This is a genomic window from Lentzea sp. NPDC054927, from assembly GCF_053610285.1.
The window spans coordinates 149969-167061 of the sequence record NZ_JBSGXZ010000013.1 but is presented as its reverse complement, the minus strand read 5'-3'; the positions used below and the strand labels follow the sequence as shown (position 1 = coordinate 167061).

Genomic DNA, 17093 nt, shown 5'->3' with positions numbered 1-17093 from the left:
GGTCAGAAGAGTCGGAGCCAGGCATCGTCCGAACCGTGAACCGACCGCACCGCCACCCGTTCGTCCCGTACTCACCGCCGCGGCTGCCGATCGAGGACGGACTCGACCGCGGCAGGGCCTTCCACCAGCTGCTCGACGGACGCCGGTCCGTGCGCTGGTTCTCGCCCGATCCCGTTCCGGCGGAAGCGATCGAGCTGGCGGTGCTGGCCGCGAACACCGCCCCGAGCGGCGCGCACCAGCAGCCGTGGCGGTTCGTCGCCACCCAGGACCCCGAGCTCAAGGCACGCGTCCGGGAAGCGGCGGAAGAAGAGGAACGCCGCTTCTACCACGAGCGCGAGATCCCGGAGTGGCGTGCGGCGCTGGCACCGCTGGAGACCGACGCGACGAAGGAGTTCCTGGACATCGCGCCGTGGCTGGTGGTGGCGTTCGCGCAGAAGCAGCAGGACGGCCGGAAGACCTACTACACCAACGAAAGCGTCGGCATCGCGTGCGGGTTCTTCATCGCTGCGCTGCATTCGATGGGCCTGGCGACGCTGACGCACACGCCGAACCCGATGACGTTCCTGAGCGAACTGCTGGGGCGTCCCGGCGAACGGCCGTACATCCTGTTCCCCGTCGGCTACCCGGCCGACGACTGCGAGGTGCCGGACCTGCGCCGCAAACCGCTCGCGGAGGCGCTCACCTTCGCCGGCGGACTTGCCTGATCGTCCCACCAGCGGGGAGCATCGACGGCGTGGACGAATTACGCGCGTTGCTCGCCAAGCACGCCCGGCCGGACCTGACCACGTCCATCGACGACGTCCTCGTCTCGCGGACCACCCTGGGCGGTCCGCCGACGCCGAGCATGAGCGGCACGATCCTCGCGTTCGTCGCCCAGGGCCGCAAACGCATCGCGCTGGGCGACCGCGTCTACGACTACCGGGCCGGCCAGTACCTGGTGGCGTCGATCGACATGCCCATCACCGGCAACTACGTCGACATCAGCCCGTCCGAACCCGCGCTCGGCATCGGCCTGGTGCTGCGCCCGGAAGCGGTGGCCGACCTGCTGCTGAGCAACGACGTCCCGACGACACCGGGCACGCCGGAGGGCCTGGCCGTCAGTGATGCCACGCCGGAGCTCGTCGACGCCGTGACCAGGCTCGCGCGGCTGCTGGACCAGCCGCGCGACGCCAGGGCGCTGGCACCGTTGATCAAGCAGGAGATCCTCTGGCGGGTGATGACCGGCGAGCAGGGCACGGTCGTGCGCCAGCTCGGGTCGCAGGACAGCAGCCTCAGCCACATCGCCAAGGCCGTGAAGTGGATCCGCGAGAACTTCGCCGAGTCGTTCAAGGTCGAGAACGTCGCGCGGATCGCGGGCATGAGCGAGTCGGCGTTCTACCGCAACTTCCAGGCCGTCACGGCGATGAGCCCGATCCAGTTCCAGAAGCAGATCCGGTTGCAGGAGGCCAGGTTGCTGCTCGCCACGAACCGGGATGTGACGACGGTCAGCCACCGGGTCGGCTACGACAGCCCATCGCAGTTCAGCCGCGAGTACCGCCGTCAGTTCGGGGCGCCGCCCAGCCGGGACGCGATGCTCAGGCCTCAGCCCGCGTTCTGACGTCCAGGTACACCGCGCGCACTTCCAGGGTCCGTTCGACCTTTTCCAGCACTGGCGCGAAGAACTGGCGACGGTGCTCGGCGTCGCTCATCGAGATCACCGAGAAGTACATGCTGCCGAACGCCGCGAACAACGTGGCGTTGCGCAACATCGCCGACGGCAGGCCGGGAATCACCGACGGCTTCGCGGGCTCCCCGATCCACTGCGCGGCGATCTCGGGTGTCACGACGATCAGGCCGAGCACCACGAAGAACGCGAACAGCCCGAGCCCGACCACGGCCGCCTGCACGAGCTGCCGGATCGCGAGCATCACCAGCAGGTTGCGCTGCTGCCGCGGGTTCAACCGCTTGGGCTGCAACGATTCGGCGATCTCCACCCCGGCCAGCGGGGTGCCCTTGCACGCGCCGGTCAGGATCTCCGGCCGCAGGTCCTGCTCGACCCTGCCGATCTCGTCGCGCAACCGCGCCGCCGCGGCCAGCACGGTGATCGCGGCGAACAGCAGCACGACCAGGCTGACCCGCGGCCAGAGCAGCTTGTTCATCGCCTGCCACAGCTCGCCGGTGAAGAACAGGAACAGCGTCACGAACAGCATCGGCGGCAGCGCCCTGCCGAGCAGGTGCACGCTGTTGCGCAGGTCGGAGATCACGGCCCGGATGGCGGCCTTCAGCAGTGCGCCCAACCCGTAGGTGGTCGCCAGCATCGTCGCCACGAACGCCACTCCGAACAGGAGGACGAACCACACCACAGCGACGAGCCACTTGTACTCGGGGTCGAACTCCGGAGCTCCTGGCGCGGTCAGCTTGTCGTTGATGATCATCTGCAACACCGGCACGATCACCGGCATCGCCGCGTACGCGACCAACAACAACACGGTCGTGCGCGGCGAGAAGCTCGGAAGCCGCCGCACGAACAACGACAGCAGGATCCACGCGGACACCATCACCGCGGCGATCACGCCGAGCAGCACCCACTTCGACAGACCGGTGGGCTTGAGCAGCACGAGCCACGCGAGGCTGCCGACCGCGACGAACGTCAGCGCGGGCAGCATCCGCGGCAGCACGTGCGACCGGAAGCCGTAGCCCTCGATCATGGTCGGCGCACCCTGCTGGACGAACCACTGTTCGGTCCGCCGCAACACCGTCGAGGAATCCACGGCGTGGATCATGCCTCACCGTTCGAACAGGCGCGCCATCACGGTGAAGTACGAGGTCGGCGCGATCCGGGCGAGCGCGTCGAACACGTAGGCGTCCGGCCCGACCAGGATCCGCGCCTTGCCGCGTTCGACCCCGCGGTGGATGATCTCGGCCGCCTTGTCCGGGGTGGTCAGCGCGACCTTGTCGAAGTCCGCGGCCATCTCCTCCAGCGACCGGCCCTGGCCGTCGGGATCGGTGTGGATGCGGGCGTTGCGGACGATGTTGGTCTTGATCCCGCCGGGGTGCACGGTGACCGCCGAGACGCCCGTGCCGCGCAGCTCCTGGCGCAGCGAGTCGGTGAACCCGCGGACGGCGAACTTCGCGGCGCAGTAGGCGCTGTTCTTCGGCATGCCGAGCAGCCCGTACACGCTGGAGGTGTTCACGATGACGCCGTAGTTCTGCTTGACCAGCTGCGGCAGGAACGCCCGCGTCCCGTTGACGACACCCCAGTAGTTGATGTCGAACAGCCAGGAGTCGTCTTCTGGCACGGAGTTCTGCACGGTCGTGGACGTGGCAACGCCCGCGTTGTTGAACAGCGCGGCAAGGGGCAGGTCGAGCCAGTCCTTAACCTCCTTGGCGAACAGCTCCCAGTCGTCCGCGTCCCGCACGTCGAGCACGCGGCTCAGCACCGGGCCGTTCAGCGACTTGGCGGTCTCCTCCAGGCCGGCCTCGTCGACGTCGGCGATGACCACCGGCGAGCCGTGCCGGGACAGCCGTTGCGCGAGGCTGCGGCCGATTCCCGAGGCGGCCCCGGTGATCACCGCCGGGCGGCCCGCGATCTTTCGCACCATGTGACCAGTAGATCACCATGGGCAAGCGCCCTACTGGCGCAGCTCGGGGAACTGGTCGTCCCGCCACTCCCCCGTTCCACCGGCGCCCTGTTCCTCCCGCGCGCGCAGGTCGACGCGGCGGATCTTGCCGGACACCGTCTTGGGCAGCTCGAAGAACTCCAGCCGCCGGATCCGCTGGAACGGCGCCAGGTTCGCGCGGGCGTGCTTCAGGATCGCGAGCGCGGTCTCCCGGTTCGGCTCCCAGCCCGCGCTCAGCGCCACGTACGCCTTGGGCACGGCGAGGCGCAGCGGGTCGGGCGACGGGACGACGGCGGCCTCCGTGACGGCCGGGTGCTCGATCAGCACGCTCTCCAGTTCGAACGGCGAGATCTTGTAGTCCGACGCCTTGAACACGTCGTCGGTGCGTCCGATGTAGAAGAGGTAACCGTCCTCGTCCCGGCTCGCGATGTCGCCGGTGTGGTAGTAACCGCCGGCCATCGCCTCGGCGTTGCGCTCCTCGTCGCCGTGGTAGCCGACCATCAGCGACATCGGCCGTCGCGACAGGTCGATGCAGATCTCGCCTTCCTGGGCCGGTTCGCCGGTGATCGGGTCGACGAGCACGACCGGGACGCCCGGCAGCGGTGTGCCCATCGAGCCGAGCTTCACCGGTGCGCCGGGCACGTTGCCGACCGAGAGCGTGGTCTCGGTCTGTCCGAAACCGTCCCGCAGCGTGAGGCCCCACTGCTTCTGGACCTGCTCGATCACCTCCGGGTTGAGCGGTTCGCCGGCGGCCACGACCTCCCTGAGCCCGCCGGGGCCGCCGCTGAGGTCGGCCTTGATCAGCATCCGCCACACGGTCGGCGGCGCGCAGAACGTCGTCACGGCCTTGTCCCGGATCTGGCCGAGCAGCGCGGCCGCGTCGAACCGGGCGTAGTTGTAGACGAAGATCGTCGCTTCGGCGATCCACGGCGCGAAGAAGCAGCTCCAGGCGTGCTTCGCCCAGCCAGGTGAGCTGATGTTCAGGTGGACGTCGCCGGGCTTGATGCCGATCCAGCGCATGGTCGTGACGTGCCCGACCGGGTACGAGGTCTGGGTGTGCTCGACGAGCTTCGGCTTGCTGGTCGTGCCGGACGTGAAGTAGAGCAACAGCCGGTCGTCCGCCCTGGTCTTGGGATGTGGCAACGGGTTGTCTGGCGCCTCGGCGGTCTCGGCGAAGTCCAGCCAGCCAGCGGTGGCACCGCCCACCGCGATCAGAACCGGACCATCTTCGAACTTGTCGGCGTCTTCCTTTCGCGCGATCACATGCCGGACCGAGCCGCGGTGCAGCCGGTCCGCGAGGTCGGCAGGACCCAGCGCGGTGGTGGTCGGCATGATCACGGCGCCGAGCTTCATCACGGCGAGCATCGACTCCCACAGCTCGACCTGGTTGCCGAGCATGATCATCACGCTGTCGCCCTTGCCGACGCCGTGCCAGGCGAGCCAGCGCGCGACGCGGTTCGACCGGCGGCGCATCTCGTCGAACGTGTAGGCGCGCCCGGTCCCGTCCTCCTCGACGATGTGCAACGCCGTCGCGGTGTTGCCCTCGGCGATGACGTCGAACCAGTCGTGCGCCCAGTTGAAGCTGTTCTCGAAGCTCGGCCAGGTGAACGACTCGGGGTCGGTCAGCATCAGATCGCGGGCCGCGCGGTAGGTGTCGTGGCTGGACATCGGTGGCCTCCTTCGCTGGCTCCAGAGGGTGGGAGGACCGGAGCCTGCGGGATACCCCCGGATGGGGGTGCACCCCTTTTCGAGGGTGCTTTCGTGGGCGAAACTGCCAGCGTGCTGCCAGACCGTTTCCAGGCACTGCTGCCGCAACGCCTGGACATGCTCCGCCGTGCCACCGGGTTGCCCGTCGTGTTCGGCGGCGCCGTCACGCCTGGCCGCGACCTGGTGCTGAGCAGCTTCTACGGCATGCACGGCAGCTCGTTGCACGGACTGCGCGTCGGCACCGGCCGCGGCCTGGGCGGCACGGCGATCGCGATGGGCACGGCGGTGCGCGTCAACGACTACGCCACCACCCGTGCGATCACCCACGAGTTCGACCAGATGGTGGTCGTCGACGAGCGCCTGACCTCGGTGTTCGCCTATCCCGTCGCGGTCCGCGGCACCGTCCACGGCGTGCTCTACGGGGCCGTGCGAGGGCAGACGACAGTCGGTGACCGGGCCATCAGAATGGCAGGCGCCATCGCGCAAGGCTTCGCACAGGACCTGGACATGCCGTCACTCCAAACACAAGCCGCACTGCGCGAGCTCGCCGAGGTCGCCAAGCTCGTCGGGGATCCCGCGTTGCGCGACCGTCTTCGCCGGGTCCACCAGGATCTCGGCGGGGAATCTCCCGTCACCGTCCCCACCGGACTGACCCCGCGCGAACTCGATACGCTTCGGCTGGCCGCGGTCGGTGCGTCCAACCGGGAGATCGCCGCCGAGCTCGGGTTGAGCACCGAAACCGTCAAGGCCTACCTCCAGGGTGCGATGCGCAAGCTGGGGGTGCACAACAGAACCGCCGCCGTCCACGCGGCGAGGTCGACGGGAGCGCTCTGAATGTCCTGGTTCGAGAAGGCCGTGATCGGCACCGATCGCCTGCTGTACAAGCTGACCGGCGGCAAGGTCATGACCGTCTCGTTCAGCAAGCAGACCGGGCTGACGCTGATCACCGTGGGCGCGAAGTCCGGTGAGCGGCGGGAGAACCAGGTCCAGTACGTCGCGGACGGGGACGGCATGCTGGTCGTCGGCTCGAACTGGGGCAAGCCGCACCACCCGGGCTGGACCGCGAACCTGCTGAAGAACCCGGACATCCAGGTGAACCTGCGCGGCGACGTCCGGGACGTGCGGGGAACGCTGCTCGAAGGAGCAGAGCGAGAGGCCGCCTGGAGCAAGATGGTGGCGGCCTGGCCCGCGTTCCAGGACTACGTCGAGCGCTCAGGCGGCCGCGAGCTGAGGGTCTTTCGCCTCACGCCGCGTTGATTCCCACGCGAGCCACACACAGCCGACCGCGAGCAGCACGCCGTGCGCGATCCTCGCCGCGGGCGGGGTGAAGAACTGCGGCAGGAACAACGCGAACCCGGCGGCGAACAGGATCGCCGCTGTGGTGCGGAGTTTGAGCGCGACCATGACCGCCGCTACGCCCATGGTCACCAGCCCGACGGCGAAAGTCGTGACGGCGACGGGGTTGTAGCGCACGGCCTCGGCGAGCTCGAGGATGTTCGGCTGCCCGGCGATCTCGTGCAGGCCGAAGTCCTCGGCGCCGTAGTAGGGCAACGTGAGCCCGGCGCCGACCCAGAACGTGATCGCGGCGGTGCGGTGGATCTCCAGCAGCGCGATCGGCACCAGGATGAACCCGATCATCGCGAACAGGTGCGACGCGACCCAGGCGGTCGACCCCATCGCGGCCGCGGCACCCGCGGCGGTGGTCTCGTCCTCCCACGGCCGGAATGCCGGGTACAGCAAGAAAAGCAGGCCGGCGGCGGCGAGTGTCAGTCTCACAATGTCCCCCTGAGATCGTTGAGATACATCTGAACGAGCTGGTCGTAGGTCTCGTCGAGCCCTTCCGGCAGGCCGAACCCGCCGCCGGACTCGATCGAGGCGAAGCCGTGCACGATCACCCTCAGCCGTCGCGTGGCGTGGATGGCTTCCGAGCCCTCCAGGCCGTACTGCCGCAACGTCGCGAGGATGACCTCCATGAACTTCATGCCGGCGGCCGCCTGCAGTTCGTCGTGCAGCGGATCCATCGGCGCGGCCGCGTAGCGCTTCGGCCGTTCTTGGACGTACGCCCGGTAGGCGTGCATGAGCGCTTCCACGGCGTCGTCGCCCGCTCGGCCCAGCACCGTTTCGGTGAGCCGGGCGGTCATCTCCTCCAGCACTCGCAGGCCGACGTGGCCTCGCAGCTCGCCGAGGCTCGCGACGTGCTTGTACAGCGAGGGCGTGGCGACACCGGTGCGAGTGGCGACGGCGGCGAGCGTCAGTCCTTCGACGCCCTGCTCGTCGACCAGCTCCAGCGCGGCGTCCACGACCTTGGCGGTGGTGAGACGTGAGCGAACTGCCATAGCCGAAAAGCTAATGGCATTAGCCTCGCTCGTCAAGCGGCAGCTTGATGGCGACGGCGTGGCGTGTGAGGGCCACGGCCGCCATCAGGACGACAAGGCCACAAACGCCACGCCACCCGAACGCCGTGTACGCCCGCACGCCGAGCCACGAGCCCACCGCGCCACCGAGGTACGCGCAGGTCATGTAGGCGGTGTTGAGGCGGCCGCGATGGGTGTCGCTCAACGCGTACATGCGGATCGAGTTCGCGACCATGCCGCACTGCATCGCGACGTCGAGCACCAGCGTGCCGAGCACCAGCGCGACCAGCCCACCGGTTCCGCCCGCCGTCGCGAACGCCAGCACGACCGCCGAGCCGATCACGGCGATCATGCACACGAGGTTCACCGGATCCGATCCGCGCCGGTCCACGATCCGCCCCGCGATCGGGGTGGCGACCATCGTGGCGGCGTTGACCAGCGCCAGCAGCCCCACCGCCTGCGCGCCGTAGCCGTACGAGGGCCCGGTGAGCAGCAACGCGACACTCCCCCACACCGCGCTGAACGCCCCGAAGATCATGGCCTGGTACAGACAGGAACGCCGCAGCTCCGGTTCGCTCCGCAGCAGCCGCAACGGTTCCAGCAACAGGTCCGGATAGGACTGACGGGTGTGCGGCTTCGTCACCGGCAACGTCCGCCACAGCGCCACCGCCATCACGACCGCAAGCCCCGCCGCGACCAGGTACGGCGCGCGCCAGTCCAGCCAGTCCCCGAGCGCCCCGGCGAACGTGCGGGCGAGCAGCATCCCGCCGATCGACCCGGCGAGCATCGTCCCGCTGGCCGCGCCTCTGGCCTCGGGGGCCGCCATCCCGGCGACCATCGGGCCGATGATCGGCGCGATCACCGTGGTCACCCCGACCGCGACCCCCGCGGCGAGCAACGGCCCGAACGACGGCGCCAGCCCCGCCGTCGCGAGGCCCAACCCGGTCACCGCGAACAGCGTCGCGAGCAACGGCCGGTACGGCACGCGGTCGCCCAGCGGCACCAACAGGAAGATCCCGCACGCGTACCCGATCTGTGCCGCGGTGACGACGAGCGCCGCTCTGTCGGCGGGCAGGCGCAGACCCTCCGCCACCAGCGGGGTGACCGCCTGCGGGAAGTACACGTTGCCGACCGCGACACCGCACGCGATCGCCGACAGCCAGAGCATCCCCCGAGTCATGGTCCGAACCTGTCTGCCCACCACAACTCGCCGCAACCTGTTTTAACGGCCCACTGCACCGCAGGTCACGCTCTAGATCACTTGAGAGCGCTCTCATCTGACAAATTCGTGAAAACGTTTACACGTTGACCGAGAGTCACGGCACGACAACACTTCCGAACCACTGGGCGCACAACTAAACACCCGGAAAGGTCGGTTCGATGCAGCGACGCATCGGGACGGCCCTCGCTGCCGCCTTGATGGTGGCCGCAGGGATCACCGTCGCCACCACCAGCCAAGCTCCCCCTGCCAACGCGGCGGTGACCTGGGCCGACGAGTTCAACGCCCCCGCCGGCACAGGTGTCGACGGCGGCAAGTGGCAAATGGAAGTCGGTAACAACAACGGCAACAACAAAGAACATCAGTGGTACCAGGCCGGTACGTCGAACGCGGCGCACGACGGCCAGGGCAATCTCGTGATCACCGCCAAGCGCGAGAACCCCGGCAACTACAACTGCTGGTACGGCAGGTGTCAGTACACCTCCGCCCGGATCAACACCGCCGGGAAGTTCACCCAGACCTACGGCCGGTTCGAAGCGCGCATGAAGATGCCGCGCGGCAAGGGCATTTGGCCGGCCTTCTGGATGCTGGGTGCGGACATCAACAGCGGTAACCCGTGGCCAGGCTCTGGCGAGATCGACATCATGGAGTTCCTGGGACACCAGACGAACACCGTGTACGGCACGATCCACGGCCCCGGTTACAGCGGCGCGGGCGGCAAGTCCCACGCCTACAACGGCCCGAACTTCGCCGACGGCTTCCACAACTTCGCGGTTGACTGGAAGCCCGGCGAGATCACGTGGTCGGTGGACGGCAACGTCTACGCCCGCAACACCCCGACCGACGTCAACGGCAACCCGTGGGTGTTCAACAAGCCCTTCTTCATCATCATCAACCTCGCGGTCGGTGGTGAATGGCCGGGCTACCCGGACGGCAGCACGACGTTCCCGCAGCAACTCGTGATCGACTGGGTCCGCGTCTCCAACGACAGCCCGCCGCCCAGCGGTGGCTCGGAGATCCGCGGCATCGGCGGCAAGTGCGTCGACGTGCCCTGGGCCAACACCGCCAACGGCACGCAGGTCCAGATCACCGGCTGCAACGGCAACGCGGCCCAGAAGTGGAGCCGTCCCGGCGACGGCACGATCCGCGCACTGGGCAAGTGCCTCGACGTCAACGGCGGCGGCACCGGCAACGGCACAGTGGTCCAGCTTTGGGACTGCAACGGCTCGGCTGCCCAGCAATGGGCCGTCAGCGGGGCACAGGACATCGTGAACCCGCAGGCCAACAAGTGCCTGGACGCCGTGGGCGGCTCCTCGGCCGACGGCACCAAACTCCACATCTGGGACTGCCTCGGCGTCGCCAGCCAGAAGTGGCAGGTGTGAAGCTTCTCCCAGCCCGGTAGCGCATGATCGGGCCAGGAGAAACACAGCGCTGGACGTGAACCCCTGCGGCGGACGGGTTCACGTCCAGCGCTTCTTCATGCTCTAGGCCAGAAGCCTTGCCACCGCCCAGTCCTGCACCGCGACCCCGACCGACTTGAACACCGTCCGGCCTTCCTTCAGCGGCGGATTCCCCAGCGCCGCACCGAGTTCGACCAGCGACTCCAGCCGCAGCACTCCGGACTGCACCGCCCGGATGATCTCCCCGGCCTCGCTCAGCGCAGCCTCAACCTGGTCCACCACCACAACTTCCGCCGTGGCGAGCAGGTTCTCGGGCAGCTCCCGCATCACCGGCCGATACGACCCGATCGCGTTGACGTGCACCCGTTCCTTGAGCGAGTCGCACCGGAACAACGGCACAGTCGACGCCGTGGCACAACACACGACGTCCGCACTCTCAACCGCTTCGTCCGCGTTGGCCGCGACATCCATCACCGTGTCCGGCAGCTCGTCCTTGAGGTCCTCCAGCAACGCCTCGGCCTTCTTGGCGTTCCGGTTGAACACGACAAGCTTCTTCAACGGCCGCACCGCATGCACCGCCCGAACCTGATCCGCCGCCTGCGCCCCGGCCCCCAGCAACGCGAGGTGCGAAGCGTCCTCATCAGCGAGCAAATCCGTGGCCACACCAACAACAGCCCCGGTCCTGAGCGTCGTCAACGGCACCGCGTCCGTGACGAACTGCCCATCCGGATGCGAGTAGACAACAGTGCCCGTGATCACCGGATCGCGCTCGATCTCGATGCTGATCACCTTGACCGCCGTCGACCGCGTGGGCCGGTGGTGCACCGCCATCACCAGCGAACCGCTCTCGCTGAACGCCAGCCGCGGCGGCAGGTCGAACTCCTCCGCGGCGAGCCCGATGAACGCGGCGCGGACGGCTTCGATCGCTGCGGGCATGGTCATGGTTCGGATCGTAACGACCGCCCGTTAAGGCTCCCGTGTGACGTCCGCGAGGAACGCCTCTCACGCCACCGCGCCGGCCTCGAGGTGAGCGACGGTCGTCCGTTCCTCAGCTGCTCGCGCCACCTGCGATGTCATCGATGAGCTTCCTCGACTCGTCCTCGTTCAGCGCCGTCCGAGCGAGTGACTCGATCACCGCGTCATAGGTCTTGATGAGGTTCCCCGTCTCGATGTACAGGCAAGTGTTCTCACTCTCCACGAACACCACCGGCTCGTGCTTGTGGAACCTCAGCAAACTGAACCCGCCCGCCAGTCCCGCATGCGCGCCTACCGATGTCGATACGACCCTGATGGCGACATACGGCCGCGCCGAAACTCGCGACAAGTGCTGCAACTGCGCGCGCATCACCTCCTCACCCCCGACGGGCGTCCTCAGCACCGACTCGTGGATGTAATAGGTCGCGGTCATCCCGGGCCGAAGCGCCTCCTTCCGCGCTACCCGCGCCGCGACCCACTCCTCCACGTCACCTTCTGGCGGGTTCGCACACGCCTCCACCACGGCCCGCGCGTAGCCGGGAATCTGCAACGTGCCGGGCACCAGCAAGGGCTGCCAGCCCACGTACGTCTTCGCCATCTTCTCGTGCTGGGCGAGCGTGCGTCGCGTGGCCGGCTCGGCGGCACCGTGCTCGTGCAACCAGCTTTTGACATGGATGACGCGGAAGATCGAGAGCAGTCGGTCGCGCTCCTCGGCCGGCGTACGGCAAACGCCCAGGAGCAGCGCCAGCTCCAACTCGCTCGATCCCCCTTTGCCGTTGACGAGGTCCGAAAGCTTGCTTTCCTCCCAATTCAGGAGTTCGGCGACCGCGCGCGAGGTCATGCCTGCGTTGGCAATAGCTGCGCGAAGGCCGTCACCGAACTCACGGCCCCTCACAGTGGAGTATCTCTTCGGCATGAAGATGACGGTATACCGATTACCCGAAACTCCGATCCATTCGGACGCAACACGCCCAAAGGCGGCTAGCTTGGAGCCCCTCCAAGCGCGACCATAAATAGGTGAAGTTTCGTTGGACGCCCCACGAGGGGCGACGTCACGCCATCCCCGACGAGCTGACCAGGGGGCAGCTCGTCGAGACACTGTGCGGCGATCCTGTTGTGCCGCAACAGGTGAGCATGTGGCGAGAGAAGAACACCTGGCCGACCTGCTGGGACTGCGACGGCGTCTGGCGCGAGCACGAGGGGATCCTGCCATGGCCGCGGAAATCCTGACCGAAGACCTGCTGCGCATATCTCTTCAGCGCCTCTCGCGTGAGGTGGTGAAGACTTATCCACAGTTCGGCGAGTTGCTCGCGCAGAATATGTTGCGCACGTGCGGCCTCATTCCTGATGTCGAGCGCGCGGAGCACTACAGGGAGCTCGGCACGCTCCTCATAGATCTCGGCCGCCTCTACTTGGCGGAGGCCGACGCGCTCACCACCGTCGACATGCCGCAGCAACCATGAGCCCTTTACACCCGCAGGACGAGGAGGGGCCTGAGGGCGCGCTACCGCAACAGCCGCTCCGTCAAGTCCCGTAGGCGCCGCACCGCGGTCGTCGTCTTCAGGACCTCCTCCTCGTCCTCTTCATCCAGGTCTTCGCGGGACGCCGCCTCGATCTGGACCTCCATCTCCTCCACGACCTCGAGGACGACGCCGGCGAACGGCCCGTCTTCCGGCTCCGCGACCAAGCCCGCGCCGACCCGCTCGGACGTGCGCTCGACCATTCGTTCCGCGAGGTCGAAGTGGCCGAAGCGCTTGGCGGCTCGTGCCGCCGTTCCCAGCGTGAGCTCCTCGCACAGTTGCGTGTCCTCGGCGTCGAGGGTCCACGGCCGCTGATCGATCTCGAAGGCGAACCGTTCGACGACGGGGCGCGGGTCGTCGTTGCCGAGCACCTCGGTCCACCAGATGCACCACTGCGCCGCACGTTCGACGAAATCGGGCCAGCCGATCACCTCGACCGCGTGCTGGGTCGTCAGCGCGGGCAGGCCTGTCGCGCAGGCCGAGCCCAGTTGGCCGAACGAGGCCAGCATCGACATGTGGGCCAGCCGGCACTGGATCATGCGAAGCTCGACGAGGAAGGCGTCCGGGGTCAGGAACCGCTGGACGTCCATTTCCCAGATCGCCTCGTCGAGACACGTCAGCGTGTCCTGAACCAACGGCGAGGCCAGGTCGTCGGACATCCCCTCGACGCACCCGAGCGCACGGAGCCTGGCGGCCGTCCCGAACATCGCCACGACGCCGGGGTTTCCGCGGGCTCTGTCCAAGAAGGCGCGCACCTGTGCGAAGTCGGTCTCGTCCGCCGTGAAGCCGTGCTCGGGCCACGCCAGCAGCGACGCCCGTTCGGTGAGCAGCAGTTGCAACTCGAGGAACCGAGCCGAACTCGGGTCGAACCACTGCGCTTCGTGGAGCGTTCTTCGCCATCGGACCAGACGCGACGCTGCCAGTTCCGCGTCGCCGGGTGCCGGGATCACCATTCCGGCGTACACGAAGATGGCGTACTCGGTCAGCACCACCGCAGCCGTGAGAACGTGCATCTGAGACTGCAGGTCGTGGGCGACTTCGGGGGTGTCCGGTGCTTCCGCGAGAGAACCCGCGCCGCCGCGCAGCACCGCGTCGAGCCAGATCGTGTCCGGGTCCGGCATGCCCTCGGAGGTGAACGGGTCGAAGGTGATCCTGTCGAGCACCGCCGCGAGATCCTGTGCGGTGCGGCCGAACCTGTCGACCGCGGCAGGCGAGGCCGCGTCGATCACGCTGCGGCAGGTGGCGGCGATTCTGGCGGCGTCATCGCGTTCTGCCACGGCGGGGAGGTTCGACGCCAGCAGATCCGCGGCGGTCAACCTCTCGCCGTCGGTGGCACCGGCGGTGATCAACGCGCAGGCCAGATCGGCCCCTCCCGCGCGGATGAAGCCCAGCAGCAGCGCGGAGAAGTCGCGCACGGAGCCGGCCGTCGAGCGTTCCGGATCTGTCAGCAGCGAGACCAGCAGAGGCAGTTCGTCCGCGATGAACAGTTGCGGGAGCAACTCGGCTGAGCGGGAGACGTCGGTGACCGGACGTGCCAGCAGCCGGCGGATGAGCAGGGCGCGGTAGCGGTCCTCGACATCCGTCCCGACCGCCTCGGACGCCTCGGCCAGCAGGCGGTCGACGGCCACCTCCACGGTGTCGTGCACGAACGTCCAACGCTCGCCCTGGACGCTCACGAACGCTGACAGCACGTCTCGGAACAGAGCCATTTCCGCGGTGCTCACCGCGGAAAGGCCGACATCGCCGACGATCCCGCGGAGGTCGTCCTCCGTCACGCCAGCCATCGACACACCGACCGCGCACAGCATCACTCCCAGCCGGTGGTCGACCAGTTCGATCAGGCGGGACATCGCCTCCAGCTGCACGTCCCCCAGATCGGGCGACAGGTCCTCCACCACCGTCGCGAGCAGGGCCCGCAGTGCAGCCTCCGGGTCGGCCTCGCGCTGATCGACGTTGCGCAGCACCACGTAGTCGTGCGCGGTCAGGGTGGTGAGCAGATCGCTCGCCACGACGAGCCAGCGCGCGGTGGTCGAGCGCTGGACCAGCCGCTCGATCAGCGCCGCGGGCATGGCCTTGTGGTGGTCCGCGATCCGCCGCGCCACGAGTGCGCTCGCGTCCTGGAGCCGGAGCTCACCGACGTGCATGACCTCCGTGGCCGGGCGCAGCCCGAGCATCTCGGCCTCGTAGGAGTCCTCAGCGGCGGAAAGCAGCAGGCGCACCCGATCGCCCAGGTCGATGGGCAACCACGCCAAGGGGGTCGACTCGGTCATCAAGCCGTCGAACCTGTCGATCCCGTCCACGACGACCACCGGCCGGTTGCCCCTCCACCCCGCACGCAGCACCGCCAGCCACGGCTCCAGCACGTCGTCGAGCGTGAGGCTCTCGGGTGTGTGCCGGGCCGCGACGGCTCGCGCCGCATCCGGGTCCAGCTGGGCCAGCAACACCAGGACGCAGACCGCGACGTTCCTGCTCGCGGGGGTCGCGCCGACGCGCACGAACGCGCGGACCGGTTCCGCCTTGACGCCGATGTCCCAGAACTCCATCCGGGTGGCGGCCATCGCCAGGAGAGCGGACTTGCCACATCCCGACGGACCCACGAGTGCCAGGGCTGTCGGCGCGAACTGCACGCGCCGGCGATGAACAGGGTTGTTCGCCTCGTCCCCTTTTCCCCAGAGGTACTTCTGCTGCATGAAGTCCCAGAACGTGCCGATGCGACCGAGCTCGGCCTGCCGCCCCACGAAGTGCTGCGCCTCCTGTTCCGCCGCCCAGCGGTGGGCGCGGACCTCCTCCGCCAGCCAGTCGCCCGGTGCCGGTGCCGAGAGCACCGAGTCCAGCAATCGCACCAGTTCCGCCGTCGCCGTCTCGGTGAACGCCGGCGGCTCGTACGCGATCGGCAGATCCCCGAGGTGCTCCCGGAACCGCGTCTGCGCGGGCACTTCCTGAGCCTCCGCCCGAGCGAGCAGCACAGGTGCGACGCCGTCGTCCCGGCTCTCCCGCACCGCAGAGAGAATCTCCAGCGCGGTGACGGACAACGGGAAGCCGGGGTCGTCCACGCCGGCGGCGACCCGTGTCTCCTCGCCGATGTGCGCCGGCGGCACCCAGCCGTACTCGCCGCCCAGCAGGCCCAGGAAGAGCGGCCGGCAGCGGCGCACCTCCCCCGCGCACACCTGGAGGATCACCCGCTGGCGGGTTTCGGCGTCGAGGCGGTCGTCGGTCTCGACGCCCCAGCGCAGGTCCACCGGGTAGATCGACACGCCGTGCCCGCGTTCGCGCAGCCGTTCGTTGACGCGCGGGATGACCACACGGGCCAGCAGGTCGCGTTCGCGGTCCATGTCACGGAACGTCGAGGCGACGAAGAGCGGCATCCGTCGCCACGGCACGTGGCTTTCGGTCGTTGTCACGGCGGCTCTCCGTTTCGGTACGCGAAAGGGGATCGCGCCCTTGCGGAGAGCTGTTACTACTGCGACTACTACTGGGACATCGCGACGGCACGGCCGTTGGTGTCGAACTCGTGCGCGAGCGTCGTCAGCGCCTGGCCGCCGGCGGCCCACGCGGCCGTCCAGGTCAGGCACTCGGCTGCGCCGTTGCCGCCGCGTTCGACCAGGTCGTCGCCGATGGTGTCGAGCCACTCCCAGGACGTGTCGGCGATGCCGGCGAGGAAGGCCTCGTCCCACGACTGCACCAGCGAGCGGATGGTGCCTTCGGAGCGGGCGCGTTCGTTGACCGATTTGATCCACGTCTGGCGCTCCTCCTCGGTGAGCACCACGCCCGTTTCGGGTTCGCGGAAGCCAGGCAGGTCGTGGGCCAGGCCGCCCGAACCGACGTAGAGAACGCGCCGATCAGCGAAGAACTCCCCGACGCGGCGTCCCAGTGACGCCGCGCGGCGGAACGAGGCGTGTGGTGGTGAGGCGCAGTTGATGAAGACGGGCAGCACGGGCTTCGAGGAGATCGAGCCCAGCAGGTCGCGGGTCGTGTGGCCGAACGCGTGGTCCAGCTCCGCGCGGTAGGCGGTGGCGATGTCGAAGTCGTGTGCCACCAGGTCCGCGATCAGAGCGCGTCCCGAAGAAGAAGGCACGTCGTACGAACCGGTTGGGCCGGCGACGTCGCCCTGGGCTGTTGCCTCCAGGACCACGGCGAAGGTCGGCACGACGGAACGGAACGCACGGCGGTGGTCGGTGCCGAAGAAGACGACGAGCTCCGGGTCGAACCGGGCAACGGCGTCGCGGGCGGCCGCGATCGCTGCACGGACCGGGCCGTGGGGAGCACTTGGCAAGGTGATCAGGTGCGAGGCGCAGACCGTTAGGCGATTCTTCACCGGG

The 17093-nt window shown here is 68.4% G+C and carries 17 protein-coding genes; 7 read left to right on the top strand and 10 right to left on the bottom strand.

The features are described from left to right. Positions 1–35: 35 nt before the first annotated feature. Together ACWGE0_RS20475 and ACWGE0_RS20470 are read left to right on the top strand one after the other, a co-directional pair. Positions 36–704, top strand: a complete 669-nt coding sequence (locus ACWGE0_RS20475) for a nitroreductase family protein (RefSeq protein WP_452262472.1) — start codon at positions 36–38, stop codon at positions 702–704. A gap of 29 nt (positions 705–733) precedes the next feature. Further along, positions 734–1597 (top strand): AraC family transcriptional regulator, encoded by an 864-nt coding sequence (locus tag ACWGE0_RS20470; protein WP_452262471.1) that lies wholly within the window; start codon positions 734–736, stop codon positions 1595–1597. Here the strand turns inward: ACWGE0_RS20470 and ACWGE0_RS20465 are convergent. The 3 genes from ACWGE0_RS20465 to ACWGE0_RS20455 are packed head-to-tail and all read right to left on the bottom strand — an operon-like array spanning position 1575 to position 5267. Then, positions 1575–2762 (bottom strand): hypothetical protein, encoded by a 1188-nt coding sequence (locus tag ACWGE0_RS20465; RefSeq protein WP_452262470.1) that lies wholly within the window; start codon positions 2760–2762, stop codon positions 1575–1577. The two genes, ACWGE0_RS20470 and ACWGE0_RS20465, sit on opposite strands and share 23 nt — an antisense overlap. 3 nt (positions 2763–2765) lie before the next feature. Next, positions 2766–3581 carry an SDR family NAD(P)-dependent oxidoreductase gene (locus tag ACWGE0_RS20460; RefSeq protein ID WP_452262469.1) on the bottom strand — a complete coding sequence of 272 codons (816 nt, stop codon included), beginning with the start codon at positions 3579–3581 and terminating at the stop codon, positions 2766–2768. Between the two features lie 30 nt (positions 3582–3611). Continuing rightward, complete coding sequence (locus ACWGE0_RS20455; RefSeq protein WP_452262468.1) at positions 3612–5267, bottom strand: AMP-binding protein; 1656 nt, start codon at positions 5265–5267, stop codon at positions 3612–3614. 93 nt (positions 5268–5360) lie between these two features. Between ACWGE0_RS20455 and ACWGE0_RS20450 the strand changes: the two genes are divergently transcribed. Both ACWGE0_RS20450 and ACWGE0_RS20445 read left to right on the top strand, forming a co-directional pair. Continuing rightward, positions 5361–6140 (top strand): helix-turn-helix transcriptional regulator, encoded by a 780-nt coding sequence (locus tag ACWGE0_RS20450; RefSeq protein ID WP_452262467.1) that lies wholly within the window; start codon positions 5361–5363, stop codon positions 6138–6140. Then, entirely contained in the window at positions 6141–6563 is a 423-nt protein-coding gene (locus ACWGE0_RS20445) for a nitroreductase family deazaflavin-dependent oxidoreductase (protein WP_452262466.1), read from the top strand. It abuts the gene before it with no gap. Here the strand turns inward: ACWGE0_RS20445 and ACWGE0_RS20440 are convergent. From ACWGE0_RS20440 to ACWGE0_RS20430, 3 genes are read right to left on the bottom strand one after another with little or no spacing between them, the layout of a single operon-like run. After that, positions 6519–7082, bottom strand: a complete 564-nt coding sequence (locus tag ACWGE0_RS20440; protein WP_452262465.1) for a hypothetical protein — start codon at positions 7080–7082, stop codon at positions 6519–6521. The two genes, ACWGE0_RS20445 and ACWGE0_RS20440, sit on opposite strands and share 45 nt — an antisense overlap. Beyond that, positions 7079–7642 carry a TetR/AcrR family transcriptional regulator gene (locus tag ACWGE0_RS20435; protein WP_452262464.1) on the bottom strand — a complete coding sequence of 188 codons (564 nt, stop codon included), beginning with the start codon at positions 7640–7642 and terminating at the stop codon, positions 7079–7081. The genes ACWGE0_RS20440 and ACWGE0_RS20435 overlap by 4 nt, the downstream gene beginning before the upstream one ends. A 19-nt stretch (positions 7643–7661) precedes the next feature. Continuing rightward, entirely contained in the window at positions 7662–8840 is a 1179-nt protein-coding gene (locus ACWGE0_RS20430) for an MFS transporter (RefSeq protein WP_452262463.1), read from the bottom strand. A gap of 200 nt (positions 8841–9040) precedes the next feature. Here ACWGE0_RS20430 and ACWGE0_RS20425 point away from each other — a divergent pair, with 200 nt between their 5' ends. Then, positions 9041–10261 carry a family 16 glycosylhydrolase gene (locus ACWGE0_RS20425; protein ID WP_452262462.1) on the top strand — a complete coding sequence of 407 codons (1221 nt, stop codon included), beginning with the start codon at positions 9041–9043 and terminating at the stop codon, positions 10259–10261. Positions 10262–10363: 102 nt separating this feature from the next. On the opposite strand, the gene ACWGE0_RS20420 is transcribed toward ACWGE0_RS20425, so the two are convergent. Both ACWGE0_RS20420 and ACWGE0_RS20415 read right to left on the bottom strand, forming a co-directional pair. Continuing rightward, on the bottom strand, positions 10364–11221 hold the full coding sequence (locus ACWGE0_RS20420; protein WP_452262461.1) for an ornithine cyclodeaminase family protein: 858 nt from the start codon (positions 11219–11221) through the stop codon (positions 10364–10366). Positions 11222–11327: 106 nt separating this feature from the next. Then, a complete protein-coding gene (locus tag ACWGE0_RS20415; RefSeq protein WP_452262460.1) occupies positions 11328–12170 on the bottom strand; it encodes a DUF5753 domain-containing protein in 843 nt (280 codons plus the stop codon). A gap of 101 nt (positions 12171–12271) precedes the next feature. Between ACWGE0_RS20415 and ACWGE0_RS20410 the strand changes: the two genes are divergently transcribed. Next, positions 12272–12484: a zinc finger protein gene (locus ACWGE0_RS20410; RefSeq protein ID WP_452262459.1), complete on the top strand. Its 213-nt coding sequence runs from the start codon at positions 12272–12274 to the stop codon at positions 12482–12484. Then, complete coding sequence (locus tag ACWGE0_RS20405; RefSeq protein WP_452262458.1) at positions 12466–12717, top strand: hypothetical protein; 252 nt, start codon at positions 12466–12468, stop codon at positions 12715–12717. Before ACWGE0_RS20410 ends, ACWGE0_RS20405 begins: the two co-directional genes overlap by 19 nt. 41 nt (positions 12718–12758) lie before the next feature. On the opposite strand, the gene ACWGE0_RS20400 is transcribed toward ACWGE0_RS20405, so the two are convergent. Then, positions 12759–16175 (bottom strand): DUF4062 domain-containing protein, encoded by a 3417-nt coding sequence (locus ACWGE0_RS20400; RefSeq protein WP_452262457.1) that lies wholly within the window; start codon positions 16173–16175, stop codon positions 12759–12761. A gap of 68 nt (positions 16176–16243) precedes the next feature. After that, on the bottom strand, positions 16244–17089 hold the full coding sequence (locus tag ACWGE0_RS20395) for a DODA-type extradiol aromatic ring-opening family dioxygenase (RefSeq protein WP_452262456.1): 846 nt from the start codon (positions 17087–17089) through the stop codon (positions 16244–16246). Positions 17090–17093: the final 4 nt, after the last annotated feature.